Source organism: Streptomyces sp. NPDC027672 (genome assembly GCF_055566335.1).
In genome coordinates this window covers 71029-85599 of the sequence record NZ_JBVHSO010000005.1, presented here as the reverse complement: position 1 = coordinate 85599, position 14571 = coordinate 71029, and the positions used below count along the sequence as shown (strand labels likewise).

Here is a 14571-nt window from a genome sequence, read left to right as displayed (position 1 = left end):
CGCGCTCCTGACCACCGACAACGGAGGACGATGATGCTGAAGCTGCAGTTGCGCGACGAGGACATCGCCGCGATCGAGAAAATCACCGCGGAGGTCGCGGGGCGCTTCTCGTCCATCGAGGATCCCGCGCTGCACCGGGCCGCCCCGGTCTACGCGCACGAGTTGCCCCGCGCCCTGCGGACGGCGCTGGTCGACTTCAAGCTGACCGAGCCGTCGGGCGTGGTGGTCGTGTCCGGCCTGCCCGTCGACGACGCGGCGCTCGGACCCACCCCGCCGGACTGGCGCGACAAGGCCGCACCGGACGCGACGCTGCGCCTCGACATCCCGTTCCTGCTCATCGCCTGCCTGCTCGGCGAGCCGATCGCCTGGGCCACCCAGCAGGACGGGCGGGTCATGCACGACATCTTCCCGATACGTGCCCACGAGCACGGCCAGATCGGCTGGGGAAGCGCGGAGACGCTCACCTGGCACACCGAGGACGCCTTCCATCCGCTGCGCACCGACTACCTGGGCCTGATGTGCCTGCGCAATCCCGACGGGGTGGAGACGACCTTCGCCGACATCGCCGACGTGCGGCTCGACGACGTGACGCGCGAAGCCCTGGCGGAGGAGCGTTTCAAGATCCTTCCGGATGACTCGCACCGTCCGCAGAACCAGGTCGCGGGCGGCCAGGAGGATCCGGAAGCGGCCGAGCTGATGCGGCGCAGCGCCGAGCGGGTGGACAGCGCCCTGCGGTCCCCCGAGCCGGTCGCGGTCCTCTTCGGCTCGCAGCGGGACCCGTACCTCCGGCTGGATCCCTATTACATGCAGGGTGTGCACGGTGAACGCGAGCAGCGGGCCCTGGAGGAGATCGGCAAGGCCCTGGACAGCGTGATGGACGGGGTGGCCCTGCGGGCCGGCGATATCGCTTTCATCGACAACTACCGTGTGGTGCACGGCCGTAAGCCCTTCCGGGCGCGTTTCGACGGCACCGACCGCTGGCTGCGCCGGCTGAACGTCACCCGTGATCTGCGCAAGTCCCGGCACGCACGGCTCACGGCTCAGGCACGGGTCATCTACTGACGGGACGCCGCCAGGTGACGGGCGCCTCACGTGGCGGGGCCGACGAGGTCCTGGGTGCCGAGGACGGTGACGAGGGCGAGACGTTCGGCGTCCTCGGTGCCGGGTTCGGCGGTGTACACCATGATCCGCAGGTCGCTGCCCGCCACGGTGAGGATGTCGCAGTCCAGCGTGACCGGCCCGGCCTGCGGATGGTCGATCGTCTTCCGTGAGCCCTGGTGGCGGCCGACGGCGCCCGCGTCCCACAATTCGGCGAACCGCTCGCTGCCCGCGCGCAGTTCGGTGATCAGCCGCCGCAGCCGCCGGTCGGCCGGGTAGCGTTCGGAGGTCTCGCGCAGATCGGCGACGAGTGCGGCCTCCCGGTCGCGCTCCGCCTGCGGCGTACGCCGGGCCCCCGGCCCCGGACCGAGGAAGTGGCGCCACACACCGTTGCGTTCGTAGCCGCGCCGGCCGGACGGGTCGCCCATCAGGGCCGCGTAGGGCGCGTTGGCCAGGAGCAGGTTCCAGGAGGCGTCGAAGACGGCCACGGGCGTCCCCGTCAGGCGGTCCAGCAGCCGCTGGACGCTCGGGGTGAGGTACGTCGGCACCGTCTCGGGGCCCGGCGGCACGAGGCCGGCGAGCCGGAACAGGTGCGCGCGCTCCTCCTCCGTCAGCCGCAGCGCCCGGGCCAGGGCCTCCACGACCTGGGACGAGGGGTTGGTGGCCCGCCCCTGCTCGAGCCGTGTGACGTAGTCGACGGAGATCCCGGCCAGCATGGCCAGCTCCTCGCGGCGCAGCCCGGCCGCGCGCCGCTGTCCGCCGGCCGGTATCCCCGCCGCCTCAGGCCGGACCCGGTCGCGCCAGCGACGCACCGCCTTGCCGAACTCCGCCGTCGTCATGCGCCCAGTCTGCCCCGCCGAGCGGGTGCGTGCCTGGTACCGCTGGTCCCAGGAAGGCGGGACTCCTGGCTGCGCGGGCGGCCGGGGTGGACGGTGGGGGCATGACGACGACACTGATCACCGGAGCCAACAAGGGTCTCGGCTACGAGACCGCCCGCCGCCTCCTCCGCGCGGGACACACCGTCTACGTCGGCAGCAGGGACGCGGACCGCGGCCGCCGCGCGGCCGGGCGGCTGGGCGCCGGAGCCCGGGCCGTACAGCTCGACGTCACCGACGACGCGTCCGTCGCGGCGGCGGTGCGGACCATCGAAGCCGACGGCGGCCTCGACGTGCTGGTCAACAATGCCGGCATCGAGAGGCGCGGCCCGGCCAACGAGGTGCCCACCGCCGCGAACACCACCGCCGGCATGATGCGGGAGGTCTTCGAGACGAACGTCTTCGGCACGGTGCGCGTCACCCACGCGTTCCTGCCGCTGCTGCTGCGGTCCGCGTCGCCGGTCGTGGTCAACGTCAGCAGCGGCCTGGCCTCGCTCACGCGCGTGACGCGGCCGGGTCACCCGGCCGCCGCCTATCCCGGGGTGGCGTACCCGGCATCGAAGACGGCGGTCAACATGATCACCGTCCAGTACGCGAAGGCGTTCCCGGCCGTGCGGATCAACGCGGTGGAGCCGGGCTTCACCAGGACGGACCTGAACGGGAACACCGGGACCCAGACGGTCGAGGAGGGCGCCGAGATCATCGTCCGCATGGCACGGCTGGGCCCGGACGGCCCCACCGGCGGGTACTTCGACGCGGCGGGTCCCCTGCCCTGGTAGCCGTCCGCAACAGGACCGGCGTGGCCCCGCGTCGCACACGGCGAGCGTGGCCGGGGCGGACCGGCTGATCGTCGCCCACGTCGGCCGGTTCTCACTGCCGGACAGCCTTCAGGCCGCCTCGGTGTTGTCCCGCTCCAGTGCCGTGCGCAGCCACTCGTCGGCGGAGCCCGGGGTCGGTCGTGGCCGGTCGCCCGGGGGCGTCAGCACCACGGACGTCAGTTCCCAGTAGCGGTCCAGGCGCGGCGCCGCCGCGAGCCGCGCGGCCAGCAGGCGGCGGAAGTCCCGGGTGTCGGGGCTGCGGTAGGCGGTCGCGTACGCCGTCACGTAGGCCTCCAGTGCCTCGCCCGGGTGCGGCTGCCGGGCCCGGCGCAGGTGCGGGGCGGCCAGTTCGTAGGCTTCGGCGAGTCCCGCGTACAGCGCGGCCGCGCCGCGGGCCCCGGCCGTCCGGTGGATCTCCGGCTGGGGCTGCCGGCCGGCGGGGCAGGGGGCCGTCGTCATGGCGTGCAGCCGGGTGAAGGCGAGCACCTGGGCGGGGTCCGGCTCGTCGGGCGGCTGCGGAACGGCGACCTCCAGGAACCGGGCCGTGGCCCGGGCCGGCATCCGCGGCGGCAGCCAGGCACGCCAGAACCGGGCCAGCGCCGCCGTGCTCGGCGGGACGCTCACCGCGCCGATCAGCCGCAGCCGGTCGGCGCGTTCCGCGGGCGGGCACTCCCGCACCAGCCGCAGCGCCGCCTCCCGCCAGCGCAACGCCTTCAGCTCGCCGCCCAGTTCGCGCAGCCGGCCCGCGACGGCGTCCTCCAGCACACGGCCCGCCGCGTCCTCGTCCTGGACGATCCGGCGCACCTCGGGCAGCGGCAGGTCGAGGGCGCGCAGGGAGCGGATCAGCCGCAGCCGCTCCAGCGCCTCGGGGCCGTAGCGGCGGTGTCCGCCGCCGCTGCGGGACGCCTCGGGCAGCAGACGCCGGTCGGAGTAGAAACGGACGGTCTTGACGGTGACGCCGGCGCGCTCGGCGAGTTCGCCGATGCTCCACAGCACCTCGTGCGACGCGGACAGTTGAACCTCCCTCTGGGGGAGTTCCTACGGTACCGGCCTGCGGGTCCGGGCGGAGGTCCCGGTCCGCCGGCCACGGCGCGCGATCGGCGCGGTGGCGTGTGACAAAACCGAGGAGAGGGCCGATGGCCGTATTCATCATGGTGGCGGGCGTGTTCACCGGCGCCCACGTGTGGCAGGAGACGGCCGCGCGGCTGGTCGCGGCGGGCAGTGAGGTGCACGCGGTGCCGCTCGGCGGAGTCGACGCGGGCCGCCCCGCCACGGCGGCCGGCGTCGACCTGGAGACGCACATCGCGGACGTGGTGTCCGTGATCGACGCGGTGGACCCGGCGTCCGGCCCGGAGATCGTGCTCGTCGGCCACGACTACGGCATCCATCCGGTGCTCGGCGCGGCCGACCGGCGGCCGCAGCGTGTGGCCCGCGTGGTGTACCTGGACTGCGGGATGCCGCGGGACGGTGTCCCCGCCCTGGCCGCCGTACCGGACCAGGCGCTGCGCGCGCGGCTGGCGGAATGGGCCGAAAGCGGTGTGAGCGAGGGCGAGTTGGCGCCGCCCGGCCGGGATGAGTGGCAGCGCTGGGGCAGTACGGCCGGCGTCGGGGACGCGGCGCTGGACCGGCTCACGGCCCTGGCCGCGCCGCAGCCCCTGGGCACCCTGCTCCAGCCGCTGCGGCTGACGGGAGGGGCGGCCGCCGTGCCCACCACCGGGGTGCTGTGCACCGGGAACGGCGTCAGCGTCGACCTGGTCCAGCGGCTCGTCGACTTCGGCGACCCCGCGCTGGCCGCCCTGACCGGCCCTGGGGTCACCTTCTTCGAACTGCCCACCGGACACTGGCCGATGCTGTCCTGCCCGGCCGAGCTGGCGGACGTGCTGCTGCGTGCCGCGGCCGGCGCGGGGCGCCGTCTGCGCCCGGCCGGTGCCGACGCGCCGCCCGCGCACCTGCGGCCGTTCCCGCTGGACGTGCCCGAGGTGCCCCGGGACCGCCAGGGCCGTGTCGACCTGTACGCCCCCGACGCCGGAGGACCGCGGCCGGCCGTGGTCTTCGTGCACGGCGGTCCGGTCCCCGCCGGCGCCCGGCCGACCCCACGCGACTGGCCGACGATGGTGGGCTACGCCCGGCTGGCGGCCGCCGAGGGCATGGTCGGCGTGACCCTCGACCACCGGCTGCACGGCATCGGCGACTACCCGCGCGCGGCCGCGGACGTCAGCGCCGCGGTGGAACGGGTGCGGGCCGATCCCCGGGTGGACGCCGACCGGATCGCCCTGTGGTTCCTCTCCGGTGGCGGCCTGCTCACCGCGGACTGGCTGGCCGGTCCCCCGGCCTGGCTGCGCTGCCTGGCCGCCGCCTATCCGATCCTGGCGCCGCTGCCCAACTGGGGCCTGTCCGGCACCCGGTTCCGGCCCGACCTGGCGGTCGCGGGCGCGGGCACCCTGCCCGTCGTCCTCCTCCGGGCGGGGCGGGAGACACCCGAGATCGCCGCCACCGTGGAGCAGTTCGTGGCCGCGGCCGAGGGCTGCGGGGCCCGCCTGGAACTGGTCGACGTCCCCGACGGCCACCACGGCTTCGAGACCGTCGACGCTCCCGGGGAGGTCCGCCCGGCCCTGCGCCGCGCCATGCGCTCGGTGGTGGCCCACCTGACCGGCTGACCCCCGCGCGGCTCACCGCCCGGCGTTCCGCGCGGGGCCGGGCTCCGTCCCCGGGCGGGCTCAGTGGCCGAACGTCAGGCGCGGTACGGCGTTGCGGGCCAGGGAGTGCGCCTGGTCGGGCCACCAGGCGCCGGCGGGCGGGTCGACGACGCCGTACTCGGGGTCGACCGTGCCGCCGGTGCCGCGCGTGCAGCTGCCGTCGGACTCACCGGGGACCTTGACCCACAGATAGGCGTCGACGAGCGGGGTGCCCGTCGCGGAGGTGGGGCGCGGGCCGAGACCACGGCCGGGCGCGTTGCACCAGGCCTCCGGGTCCCCGCTGTACTTGCCGGGCTCCGGGGTCCAGGCGCCCCGGCCGTTGCGGCTGGTGTCGATCACGAAGTGGCGCAGTGCGCCGGCCGGCGGGGTGCCGGCGTATCGGTCGAACCAGGCGTCGGTCCACTTCCAGGTGGCGGGGTCGGCCGAGGAGACGCTGCCGCCGGGGGTGCCGTCGTTGGGGGCGGCGGACGAGTAGTACTGGTCGGCACACCAGTCGGTGTGGCCGCGTGCGGCCTCGGGTCCCTCGGTGGCGTACCACATGCACTTGGCGATCCAGGTGCCGTACCGGGCGTTGTGGTCGGTGGGGTGGGTGTTGGACACGTTCAGGGCGAAGCCGTCGCCGTACCGGACCCCGGCGTCGAGCAGCCGCTGCGCCATGTCGCCGACGGACCGCCACTGGACGTTGCCCGCGTCCAGGTAGACCGCGGTGTGCCCGCCGGCCTTCAGGGTCCGGACGGCGTAGGCGAGGTCGGCGATGCGGGCGGCCGTGCGTTCGCCCGTCGGGTCGGTGGCGAGACCGCACTCCCTGGGCAGCAGGGCCAGGCCGTCGGGTTCGACGACGACCACCGCCTTGTCGCCGGCGATGCCGGCGGCGAACGCGTCGATCCACTGCCGGTAGGCGGCGGAGGAGGCCGCTCCCCCGCTGGAGTACTGCGCGCAGTCCCGGCCCGGGATGTCGTAGGCGACCAGGACGGGGGTCCGGTGCGCGTTCCGGGCCCGGTGGACCAGCGTGCTCACCTTGGCGCGCACCTCCTCGGGCGTGCCCTCGGTGAACCATGTGGCCTGCGGCTGGCTCGCGAGCCGGGCCATGTTCGCGGCGTCCTCGATGTCGCCGTCCTTGAAGTCCGCGAGAGCCTGCTGCGCGGCCTTGCCGTGCGGGTCCGCGTAGAACTTGGTGGCGGGGGTGAGCGCGTCCTGCGTGGGTGTGGGTGTGGGTGTGGCCTGGGCCTGTGTGGCGGTGAGGGCGGCGCAGGCGGTGAGCGCCGCGATGACGGCGCCCACGCGGCGTCGTAGGGTGCGTGGTGGCATGGCTGCTCCTGGTGGAGGGGTGGAGGGGTGGAGGGGAGAGCGCCCGGCGGAGTGCCGGCCGCCGGGCCGCGGGTGTCCCGGATCAGTAGCCGTAGATCATCTTGTAGGCGACCTCGGGGAGGAACTGTCCGGCCGAGGAGCCGGCTCCGACGCCGCAGTTGCCGTCGGACTCGCCCGGGGTCTTGATCCACAGCAGCATCTCGGCGCCGCCGCCCACCCGTGTGGGAGTGCCGGTGCGGCGCCCGGCGGGGTTGCACCACTGGCCGTTGGAGCCGTTGCCGTTGCGGCTGGTGTCCACGACGAACGGCTTGGTGTAGCCGTAGCGGGCCTTCAGTTCGCTGTTGACGGCGTTGCCGAAGGTGATGTTCTCCGCCGTGGTGAAGTAGTTGGAGATGTTGAGCGAGAAGCCGTGGGCCTGCCGGAGGCCGGCCTCGTGGAGGCGCTGGGCCATGGTGGCCGGGGCGGCCCAGCCGGGGTTGCCGGCGTCGAGGTACACCCAGGTGTTGGGGGCCTTGCGGCTGAACTGGGTGAGGGCCCCGGTCAGCATGGCCTGGCGTTCGGCGATCTGGGCCTGTGTCATGCAGCCGTAGTCCCCGAGGGAGTCCGGTTCGAGGATCACGGCGGCCGGGCGGCCGGCGATCCCGCCGGCGAACTGGGCGATCCAGGTTGCGTAGGCGGACGGCGAGGCGGCTCCGCCCGCGGAGTGCCCGCCGCAGTAGTCGCGGTTGTAGATGTTGTAGGCGACGAGCAGGGGCAGTTTGTCCGAGGAGTCCGCCGCTCCCGCGTACGCGCCCGTGGCGGTGCCGATGGCGCCGCTCCACGAGCCGAACCAGCGGGCCATCGGGGTGTTGGCGATGGAGGTCTTGATCGCGGACGCCCGGCCGTCGCCGGGGTTGGCGGCGACCCACCTCTTGGCGCTGGAGTCGGGGTCCACGTAGAACCCGCTGGTCATGGTGGTCGGGTCGGCGGCGTGCGCGGACGGGGCGACGGCGAGCGCGAGCGGCAGGGCGAGGAGCGCTGCCGTGAGGGCGCGGATGCTGCGGCGCATGGCTGTACCTCGGGTTTCCTGGCAGGGAGGCGTCGCACGCTCTCGTCCCGTGCGTGCGACGCGCTGAGGAAGTGCGGTGGTACGGCGTCCCCGGGTGCCGGCGGGCTCTTCCGGCGGGAACGACACGCCGAGGGACCGGCGATACGTGCTGGGAGCGCTCCCAATGGAAGCGCTCCCAGTCGCGTCGAAAGCCCTCGGGTGTGGTCGGTATCGTGGGACGGGCCGGAAAGACTGTCAAGAGTCGGCGTGCGATGAGCCGTCAGGTGATCGCTCTTCACAGGGCGGGAACGAGGCTCTACAGTCCGGGAACTGGAAGCGGTCCCAGTGTCCGCGCCCACCTCCGCACTCACCTCCGTATCCGCCTCCGTACCCGCCCTGTCCGGCCCAGAGGGAAAGGTCCACGGTTCATGACCGAAGCCGCGCCGCGTCGGCAGCCGACGCTCGACGAGGTGGCCCGGCGCGCGGGCGTCTCCCGTTCCGTGGCCTCCCGCGCCCTCAACAACGCCCCGCACGTCAGCCGCGCCAAGCGCGAGGCGGTCGAACGGGTCGTCCGGCAACTGGGGTACGTGCCGAACCCGACCGCCCGCGCCCTGGCCACCCGTCAGACGGGAGCGGCCGCCCTGGTCGTCTCGGGAGAGGATCCGTCGATCTTCGCCGACCCCTTCTTCGCGCAGGTGATCGTGGGGGCGTCGGCCGCTCTGGAGGAGGCCGACCTGCATCTGATGCTGTGTCTGGCCGCGTCCGACCGGGGCCGCGAGCGGGTGGGGGAACTGCTGCGGTCCAAGGGCGCCGACGGCGTCATGCTGATGGCGCTGCGCGAGAACGACCCGCTGGTCCGGATGGCCGAGGAGGCCGAGATCCCCGTCGTGTTCGGCGGGCGCCCGGTCGGTCCGGCTCCCCGGTGGTACGTGGACGTCGACAACGCCGGCGGGGCGCGCGAGGCGACGGAATATCTGCTCTCGCGTGGCCGGACCCGCGTGGCCGCCCTCTGCGGGCGCCTGGACACCGAGGTCGGGCGTGCCCGCTACCGCGGCTACCGGGACGCGATGTTGGCGGCCGGCCTCGCTCCGTTCCCGCCGCAGGAGGCGGACTTCACCGAGCCCGGCGGAGCCGCCGCCATGGCCGCGCTCCTGGCGGAACACCCGCTTCTGGACGGGGTGTTCGCCGCCAACGACAACATGGGGGCGGGGGCGCTGCGCACGCTGCGCGCGGCCGGCCGGCCGGTGCCCGCCGCCGTCTCCGTGGTCGGCTTCGACGACCTGGCCGCGGCCCGGATCGCCGATCCCCCGCTCACCACCGTCCACCAGCCCGTCGAGGCGCTGGGGCGGGAGATGGCGCGGATGCTCGTCGCGCTGATCGGCGGACAGGACCCCACCCCGCTGATCCTGCCCACCCGCCTCGTCATCCGCTCCAGCGCCTGAGCACCCCGCCCGGCCGGCCCGGCGTGCCCAGCCACCTGCCCCTCCCCCGGCGGTCCGGCCGGCTTCCCGTACGGGTGGTCCGGCTCCCCGCAAGAACGCGCTCGTGGGACCGTTTCAGGGCGTGGTCAGCTCGAACCGCGTGACGCGGACCGCGCCGCCGAGCGCCTGCGTGGCGTGGTTGAAGAGGGCGAACCGGTACCCCATGAAGAACCGCCAGTCGTTGCCCATGGAGAAGGCGGGTCCCAGGCGGGTGAAGGTGGTGCCGTCGGTGCTGTAGGAGAAGGTGCCCGGGCGTGCCGAGCCGGGGCGGATGTCCGCGTTCGCGCGCAGCCAGATACGGCCGCCCGGCACGACGGCGCTCGCCAGCTCGGTGCCGGTGTTCGTGGTGTTCCAGTTGCCGTCCATGGCCAGTCCGCCGGTCATGACCACCCGTGTCACCCCGCCGTCGCGCTTGACCCCGATCCAGGCGGAGGAGTCGCGCAGCAGCGCCAGCCCGGCCCGGTCGCCGTCCCGCATGGCGGAGTGGTCGAGCTGGACCGTGGCGGTGGAGGTGGGTCCCTGGATGCGGTGTGTGAGGGTGTTGCGGGCCCAGTACAGGTCGTCGGTGACGGTCGCGGTCCGCAGGGTCAGGCCGCCGCCGACCGACCACTTGGTGTTGTCCGGGTTGTGGTTCCACTCCCACCTCGGGTTGAGGGCGGGGCCGTCGAAGGTGTCGACGCCGGTCATGGGAGCGACCCGGCGGGGCGGAGCGGGCACGGCCGGGCTGGGATACGTGGTGCCCCACGCGCCGTTGACGAGTTGGACGACGGGCCAGCCGTCCGGGGTCCAGGAGACCGGGGCGAGGACGGGCATCCGGCCGCCGGGGTACGCGTCGACGAAGGCCATGTAGTACCAGGCACCGCCCTGGGTCTGCACCAGCCCGCCCTGGTGCGGGACCCCGCCGCCGGGCAGCGGCCCGCGCAGGTCGAGGAGCACCTGACGCATCGTGTAGGGGCCGAACGGGCCGCTGGAGGACTTCAGGACGTACTGGCCGTTGGCGGGCCGGGTCACGAAGATGTAGTACTGCCCGTTGATCTTGTAGAAGCGGGAGCCCTCCAGGGTGCCGACGCTCGACGGTGCCGTGAACACCTGCTGCGTGCGGACCTGGGTGCGGCCGTCGGGCGAGAGCTGGGCCACGCTGAGGGTGGTGTTCCCGTACGCCACGTAGAGGGAGTCGTCGCTGTCGACGAGCAGCCCCGCGTCGTAGTAGGGGGTGCCGATCGTCGTCAGCCTGCTCCACGGCCCTTCGGCGGCGGTGGCGGTGTAGAGGTACGTCCGGGCGAAGTCGATCTGGCCGAGCCAGTAGAACGTCTTGTTGCTCGGCCGGTAGGCCAGTGACGACGCCCAGATGCCCCGGACGTAGCCCCGGGCGCCGTTCAGGTCGTACTTGGCGCCGAAGTCGAGCACGGGTACCGAGTGGCCGGCGATCTCCCAGTTCACCAGGTCGTACGAGCGCAGGACCGGCGCGCCCGGCGAGTAGTGCATGGTCGAGGCGGAGGCGTAGTAGGTGGCGCCGACGCGGATGACGTCGATGTCCGCGAAGTCCTGCCAGATCACCGGGTTCGTGAACTCCGTGGCGGCCGCGCGGTCCGGCCCCCGGGCGGGAGCGGCGGCGGCGCCGGAGGCCCCGGCCAGCGGGAGCACGGCACCGGCGGCCAGGCCGGCGGCGGCTCCCAGGGCGCTGCGGCGCGACACGGGCGGCTGACCAGTACATGACATATCCACGGCACTCTCCTGTACGTTCGCCATTTCGAACGATGGTCGATTTACCGAGCAACTCGGATGATAGGGGGGTGGTGAACCACGTCAATACCTCTCGCACGCATCGGATGACCACGCGCAACTTTCGAAGAGTCGGGTGCCGAGCACGCCCTCGCGGTCGCGGGCCCGCGCACAAGGTGCGTGAACTCCCCCGTAGGCTGCGGAGGTTGGGATCACCCACGGGAGAGGGAGCAGCACATGGCGACGGCGATCACGTTCGCGGCCTATGGAGGGCCCGAGGTGCTGGCGGTGTCCGAGGTCGAGGAGCCGGTGGCGGGCCCCGGCGAGGTGCGGGTGCGGGTGCGCGCCGCGGGGGTGAACCCGGTCGATGTGAAGGTGCGCCGCGGTGACTTCCACGGCATGACCCCGGCCTCGTTCCCCCAGCGGCTGGGCAACGAGTTCGCCGGGGTGGTCGACCAGATCGGCGCGGACGTCACCGGGTGCGCCGTGGGTGACGAGGTGCTCGGCTACACGGCCATGCGGGCGTACGCCGACGTGCTCACCGTCCCCGCCGACTCGGTGGTGCCGAAGCCCGCCGGGCTGTCCTGGGAAGTGGCCGGCGCGCTCTCCGCCGCCGGGCAGACGGCCGTCAACGCGCTGCGGGAGCTGAAGGTGACGGCCGGCGAGACCCTGCTCGTCCACGCGGCGGCCGGCGGTGTGGGCACCGTGGCCGTGCAGCTGGCCCGCCGTCTGGGGGCCCGTGTGATCGGCACCGCCAGCGAGCGCAATCACGACTACCTGCGTTCCCTGGGCACCGATCCGGTGGCCTACGGCGACGGGCTCGTGGAGCGGGTCCGCGCACTGGCGCCCGAGGGGGTCGACGTCGTGCTCGACGCGGTCGGCGGAGCGGCGGTCACCGCGTCCCTGGAACTGGTGGCCGACCGCACCCGGATCGGCACCACGGTGGACCAGCGGGCGGCGGACGAACACGGCATCATACGGCTGCGGGGCGCGCGCTCCGCGGCGGTCCTCGCCGAGTTGGCGCGTCTGGCGGCGGTCGGCGAGCTGGTGCTCCCCATCGCGGCCGCCTACCCCCTGGCGTCCGCCGCCGACGCGCACCGCGACGTCGAATCCGGCCATGTCCGCGGCAAGGTGGTGCTGACCGTGCCGGCCGCCGGCTGAGACCGGGCGCGCCGCCCGGCGGGACGCTCGCGGGCACGTCCGCCGCGCGGTGCGCCGACGGCGCCTTCCGGCGGGCGGGGCGCTCCGGTGCGCCGTGCACGCCCCCCGACTCCGCCGGAGGAACCGGCTCACACGGCTGACAGCGGGTACCGGGCGGGGCCCGTGACGCCTCGCACGCCTCCCCGTACGCTCTGGTGGCAGCCGTTCACGGTACGTGACACTGAGAGCCATCGTCCGCGGACACCGACGATGGAACCAGTGGGAAGGAACCACCCCTCCATGCACCGTGTCGCTTCACTCGCCCTCGCCTCGGCCGCCTTCGCGGCGGCAGCCCTCGGCACAGCAGGTCCCGCCACGTCCGCCCCCGCCACCACCGTTGCCGCCTCCGCCCCGTCCGCCTCCGGGAGCGGTGCCGCCGCCACCTACAGGTGCGACCCGGGGAACTTCTGCATCTACAGCAGCTGGGACGGCGGCGGCACCCGCTGCCAGTGGACCTCGGAGAAGATCGCGAACACCGCCGACCAGTGTTCCTTCATCCGCAACGGCAAGAACGTGCTGTCCCTGTGGAACGGAACCGGACACCGCGTCCAGTACTACACGCAGACCAACTACCACTCCCGGGTCGGCTCGACGCCCGCCGGACACGGAGGGAACCTCCAGGGCAGCTACCAGATCCGCTCGTTCAAGAAGCAGTAGGTCCCGCGCGGCGGCGCACGGGGCGGGGCACCGCCTCGGCGCGCCGCAGGACGCGCAGCCCCTCGTGCCGCTGGTCGACGATCCGCGCGGCGCGGGTCTCGGGGTACACGCGGTGCAGTTGGTCCACCAGCAGCTTGTGCTGGGTGTCCGGGTCGGCCTCCGGAGGCAGGGCGTAGGCGTGCGGTTCGACCACCGAGCCGTGGGTGCGTGCCGGTCGCGGCCGGGGCGCGCGGTCACCGGCCGGTTCCCGGGGCGGGGCGGCGGGCGACGAAGGTGTGGGTGATGCCGGTCTGCCAGCCCGGCAGCGGCAGGACGCGCACCCGCTCGAAGCCCGCGTCGCGCAGGCGTACGGCGAACCGGGCGGCGGTGTCGAACTCGACCACGCTGCGCCACAGGTGCCGGTACAGCCGCCCGTCGCCGAGTGCGGTGGCCACGGGCAGCACGAGGCCACCGCACACCGCCGTCCACACCGCGCGGTCCACGCGCCGGCCGCCGAGGGTGTACTCGTGCACGCCCAGCCGGCCGCCGGGTGCGAGCGCCGCGCGTACGGCGTGCAGGACGGCGTCGGGATCGGCGGTGTTGCGCAGCAGGTACGCGGCGAACACCGCGTCGAACGGGCCCTCGACGCCCGCCCGGCGCAGGCCTTCCGCCGGGGCGTGCACGAAGGAGACGCGGCGCGGCCACCGCTTGGCCGCGGCGCGCCGCAGCATCCCGGCGGAGGCGTCGACCGCGGTGATCTCGGCTTCGGGCAGGACGGCGGCGAGCGCCGCGGTCGAGGCGCCGGTGCCGCAGCCCAGGTCCAGGACGCGGTGCCCGCGCCCGCCGTCGGGCAGGCCCAGCCGGCGCACGGAGCGCCGCAACTGGGAGTGGTAGCCCGGGTTGGCGGCCACCAGGGTGTCGTAGCCGCGGGCGGCGTGATCGAAGGCGACGGTCAGGTCCGCGTCGCGCAGCACGGTCATGGGCACTCCTCGGTCCGGGGAAGGGGGCGCGGCGGACGCGCGGGGGTCGAACTCCGGGCGGCGGGTGCGGACGAACCCGCCGTGGAAATACTGGAGCAGCAGGGTGCGGGCGGGTGGCAGGCCGACCAGCGGGTGGGAGTCGAACACCTGGCGGGCGCGGAGCGTGCGGGGCCGTTGACCGGCGTCGCGGGCGGGGACGCGCGCGCCGCCCCGGGCGCCCTCGACGTCCGTCTCGATCACCGCAGCCCTCTCTCGGTCGGGTCGCACCGGGACCGGGGGCCGCCCGGGTGGCCGTACGGCCGCGCCGTGGTCCGGCACGCCGGAATGTGCCCGGTTTGTCAAGGAATATCACTCTCTTGGTGATGCTATCCGAGGCACCGCCGACCGATCGTGTCCGCCGCACCCGCGCCCGCACCCGGTGCGGTCGCCCTCGGCGGGACGACCGCCAGCCGACGACGAGAGGAACCGGGAAGCGCTCGCCCCAGCCGGGCGACCGTGCCGGTCCCGCACCGCGTCCGCGCCCCTGCCGCGGACCGGTGCTCGCCACCTCCGACCGGCGCGGCTTCTCCGGGGCCCGGCGCCTGGCGGTGCCGCTGCGTCCGCTGGGCCGTGCGGCCGCCGGACGCCTGGGGCGTGACGACCTGGCCTATGCCGAACGCCGCCGGCGGCTGCGGTCACAAGGGGGTTTCCCGGGCTGAACGGTCGTCACCGCCGCTGTGCGTTCCCGCAA

At 74.2% G+C, this 14571-nt stretch carries 13 protein-coding genes and 2 pseudogenes; 7 read left to right on the top strand and 8 right to left on the bottom strand.

All coding sequences use genetic code 11. The features are described from left to right. Nucleotides 1–30: 30 nt before the first annotated feature. The gene (gene gntD / locus ACZ4SV_RS14285) at nt 31–1062 is read left to right on the top strand and encodes a guanitoxin biosynthesis L-enduracididine beta-hydroxylase GntD (RefSeq protein WP_468004279.1); all 1032 of its coding nucleotides are present in this window, start codon (nt 31–33) and stop codon (nt 1060–1062) included. A gap of 26 nt (nt 1063–1088) precedes the next feature. Here the strand turns inward: gntD and ACZ4SV_RS14280 are convergent, their stop codons facing one another. Continuing rightward, complete coding sequence (locus ACZ4SV_RS14280; protein WP_468004277.1) at nt 1089–1937, bottom strand: helix-turn-helix transcriptional regulator; 849 nt, start codon at nt 1935–1937, stop codon at nt 1089–1091. A gap of 101 nt (nt 1938–2038) precedes the next feature. On the opposite strand from ACZ4SV_RS14280, the gene ACZ4SV_RS14275 reads away from it, so the two are divergent. Continuing rightward, nucleotides 2039–2752: an SDR family oxidoreductase gene (locus ACZ4SV_RS14275; protein WP_468004275.1), complete on the top strand. Its 714-nt coding sequence runs from the start codon at nt 2039–2041 to the stop codon at nt 2750–2752. 108 nt (nt 2753–2860) lie between these two features. Here the strand turns inward: ACZ4SV_RS14275 and ACZ4SV_RS14270 are convergent, their stop codons facing one another. Then, nucleotides 2861–3805 carry a helix-turn-helix domain-containing protein gene (locus ACZ4SV_RS14270; RefSeq protein WP_468004786.1) on the bottom strand — a complete coding sequence of 315 codons (945 nt, stop codon included), beginning with the start codon at nt 3803–3805 and terminating at the stop codon, nt 2861–2863. A gap of 122 nt (nt 3806–3927) precedes the next feature. On the opposite strand from ACZ4SV_RS14270, the gene ACZ4SV_RS14265 reads away from it, so the two are divergent. After that, nucleotides 3928–5448: an alpha/beta hydrolase gene (locus ACZ4SV_RS14265; protein WP_468004273.1), complete on the top strand. Its 1521-nt coding sequence runs from the start codon at nt 3928–3930 to the stop codon at nt 5446–5448. Between the two features lie 60 nt (nt 5449–5508). Here the strand turns inward: ACZ4SV_RS14265 and ACZ4SV_RS14260 are convergent, their stop codons facing one another. Next, entirely contained in the window at nt 5509–6795 is a 1287-nt protein-coding gene (locus ACZ4SV_RS14260) for a glycoside hydrolase family 6 protein (protein WP_468004271.1), read from the bottom strand. A gap of 82 nt (nt 6796–6877) precedes the next feature. Further along, complete coding sequence (locus ACZ4SV_RS14255; RefSeq protein ID WP_468004269.1) at nt 6878–7843, bottom strand: glycoside hydrolase family 6 protein; 966 nt, start codon at nt 7841–7843, stop codon at nt 6878–6880. A gap of 407 nt (nt 7844–8250) precedes the next feature. Between ACZ4SV_RS14255 and ACZ4SV_RS14250 the strand changes: the two genes are divergently transcribed. Then, on the top strand, nt 8251–9264 hold the full coding sequence (locus ACZ4SV_RS14250; protein ID WP_468004267.1) for a LacI family DNA-binding transcriptional regulator: 1014 nt from the start codon (nt 8251–8253) through the stop codon (nt 9262–9264). 114 nt (nt 9265–9378) lie between these two features. Here ACZ4SV_RS14250 and ACZ4SV_RS14245 read toward each other — a convergent pair whose 3' ends face one another. Continuing rightward, the gene (locus tag ACZ4SV_RS14245; protein WP_468004265.1) at nt 9379–11022 is read right to left on the bottom strand and encodes a glycoside hydrolase family 43 protein; all 1644 of its coding nucleotides are present in this window, start codon (nt 11020–11022) and stop codon (nt 9379–9381) included. Nucleotides 11023–11262: 240 nt separating this feature from the next. Between ACZ4SV_RS14245 and ACZ4SV_RS14240 the strand changes: the two genes are divergently transcribed. Together ACZ4SV_RS14240 and ACZ4SV_RS14235 are read left to right on the top strand one after the other, a co-directional pair. Continuing rightward, entirely contained in the window at nt 11263–12186 is a 924-nt protein-coding gene (locus ACZ4SV_RS14240; RefSeq protein ID WP_468004263.1) for an NADP-dependent oxidoreductase, read from the top strand. 279 nt (nt 12187–12465) lie between these two features. Further along, nucleotides 12466–12882: a peptidase inhibitor family I36 protein gene (locus tag ACZ4SV_RS14235; protein ID WP_397935857.1), complete on the top strand. Its 417-nt coding sequence runs from the start codon at nt 12466–12468 to the stop codon at nt 12880–12882. 61 nt (nt 12883–12943) lie between these two features. Here ACZ4SV_RS14235 and ACZ4SV_RS14230 read toward each other — a convergent pair. The 3 genes and pseudogenes from ACZ4SV_RS14230 to ACZ4SV_RS14220 all read right to left on the bottom strand — a co-directional run. Beyond that, nucleotides 12944–13093 (bottom strand): annotated as a pseudogene (locus ACZ4SV_RS14230) (isorenieratene synthase); the annotation flags it as partial. 22 nt (nt 13094–13115) lie between these two features. Continuing rightward, complete coding sequence (locus ACZ4SV_RS14225) at nt 13116–13841, bottom strand: methyltransferase domain-containing protein (RefSeq protein WP_468004784.1); 726 nt, start codon at nt 13839–13841, stop codon at nt 13116–13118. Between the two features lie 51 nt (nt 13842–13892). Further along, a pseudogene (locus tag ACZ4SV_RS14220) lies at nt 13893–14081 on the bottom strand (lycopene cyclase family protein); the annotation flags it as partial. Between the two features lie 122 nt (nt 14082–14203). Here ACZ4SV_RS14220 and ACZ4SV_RS14215 point away from each other — a divergent pair. Next, the gene (locus ACZ4SV_RS14215) at nt 14204–14539 is read left to right on the top strand and encodes a DUF5914 domain-containing protein (RefSeq protein ID WP_468004782.1); all 336 of its coding nucleotides are present in this window, start codon (nt 14204–14206) and stop codon (nt 14537–14539) included. Nucleotides 14540–14571 lie beyond the last annotated feature (32 nt).

Excerpts from the sequence above, each read along its gene's own strand:
- gntD (WP_468004279.1), top strand. The coding sequence starts at position 31 with ATGATGCTGAAGCTGCAGTTGCGCGACGAGGACATCGCCGCGATCGAG.
- ACZ4SV_RS14280 (WP_468004277.1), bottom strand. The coding sequence starts at position 1,937 with ATGACGACGGCGGAGTTCGGCAAGGCGGTGCGTCGCTGGCGCGACCGG.
- ACZ4SV_RS14275 (WP_468004275.1), top strand. The coding sequence starts at position 2,039 with ATGACGACGACACTGATCACCGGAGCCAACAAGGGTCTCGGCTACGAG.
- ACZ4SV_RS14265 (WP_468004273.1), top strand. The coding sequence starts at position 3,928 with ATGGCCGTATTCATCATGGTGGCGGGCGTGTTCACCGGCGCCCACGTG.
- ACZ4SV_RS14260 (WP_468004271.1), bottom strand. The coding sequence starts at position 6,795 with ATGCCACCACGCACCCTACGACGCCGCGTGGGCGCCGTCATCGCGGCG.
- ACZ4SV_RS14255 (WP_468004269.1), bottom strand. The coding sequence starts at position 7,843 with ATGCGCCGCAGCATCCGCGCCCTCACGGCAGCGCTCCTCGCCCTGCCG.
- ACZ4SV_RS14250 (WP_468004267.1), top strand. The coding sequence starts at position 8,251 with ATGACCGAAGCCGCGCCGCGTCGGCAGCCGACGCTCGACGAGGTGGCC.
- ACZ4SV_RS14245 (WP_468004265.1), bottom strand. The coding sequence starts at position 11,022 with ATGTCATGTACTGGTCAGCCGCCCGTGTCGCGCCGCAGCGCCCTGGGA.
- ACZ4SV_RS14240 (WP_468004263.1), top strand. The coding sequence starts at position 11,263 with ATGGCGACGGCGATCACGTTCGCGGCCTATGGAGGGCCCGAGGTGCTG.
- ACZ4SV_RS14235 (WP_397935857.1), top strand. The coding sequence starts at position 12,466 with ATGCACCGTGTCGCTTCACTCGCCCTCGCCTCGGCCGCCTTCGCGGCG.
- ACZ4SV_RS14225 (WP_468004784.1), bottom strand. The coding sequence starts at position 13,841 with ATGACCGTGCTGCGCGACGCGGACCTGACCGTCGCCTTCGATCACGCC.
- ACZ4SV_RS14215 (WP_468004782.1), top strand. The coding sequence starts at position 14,204 with ATGCTATCCGAGGCACCGCCGACCGATCGTGTCCGCCGCACCCGCGCC.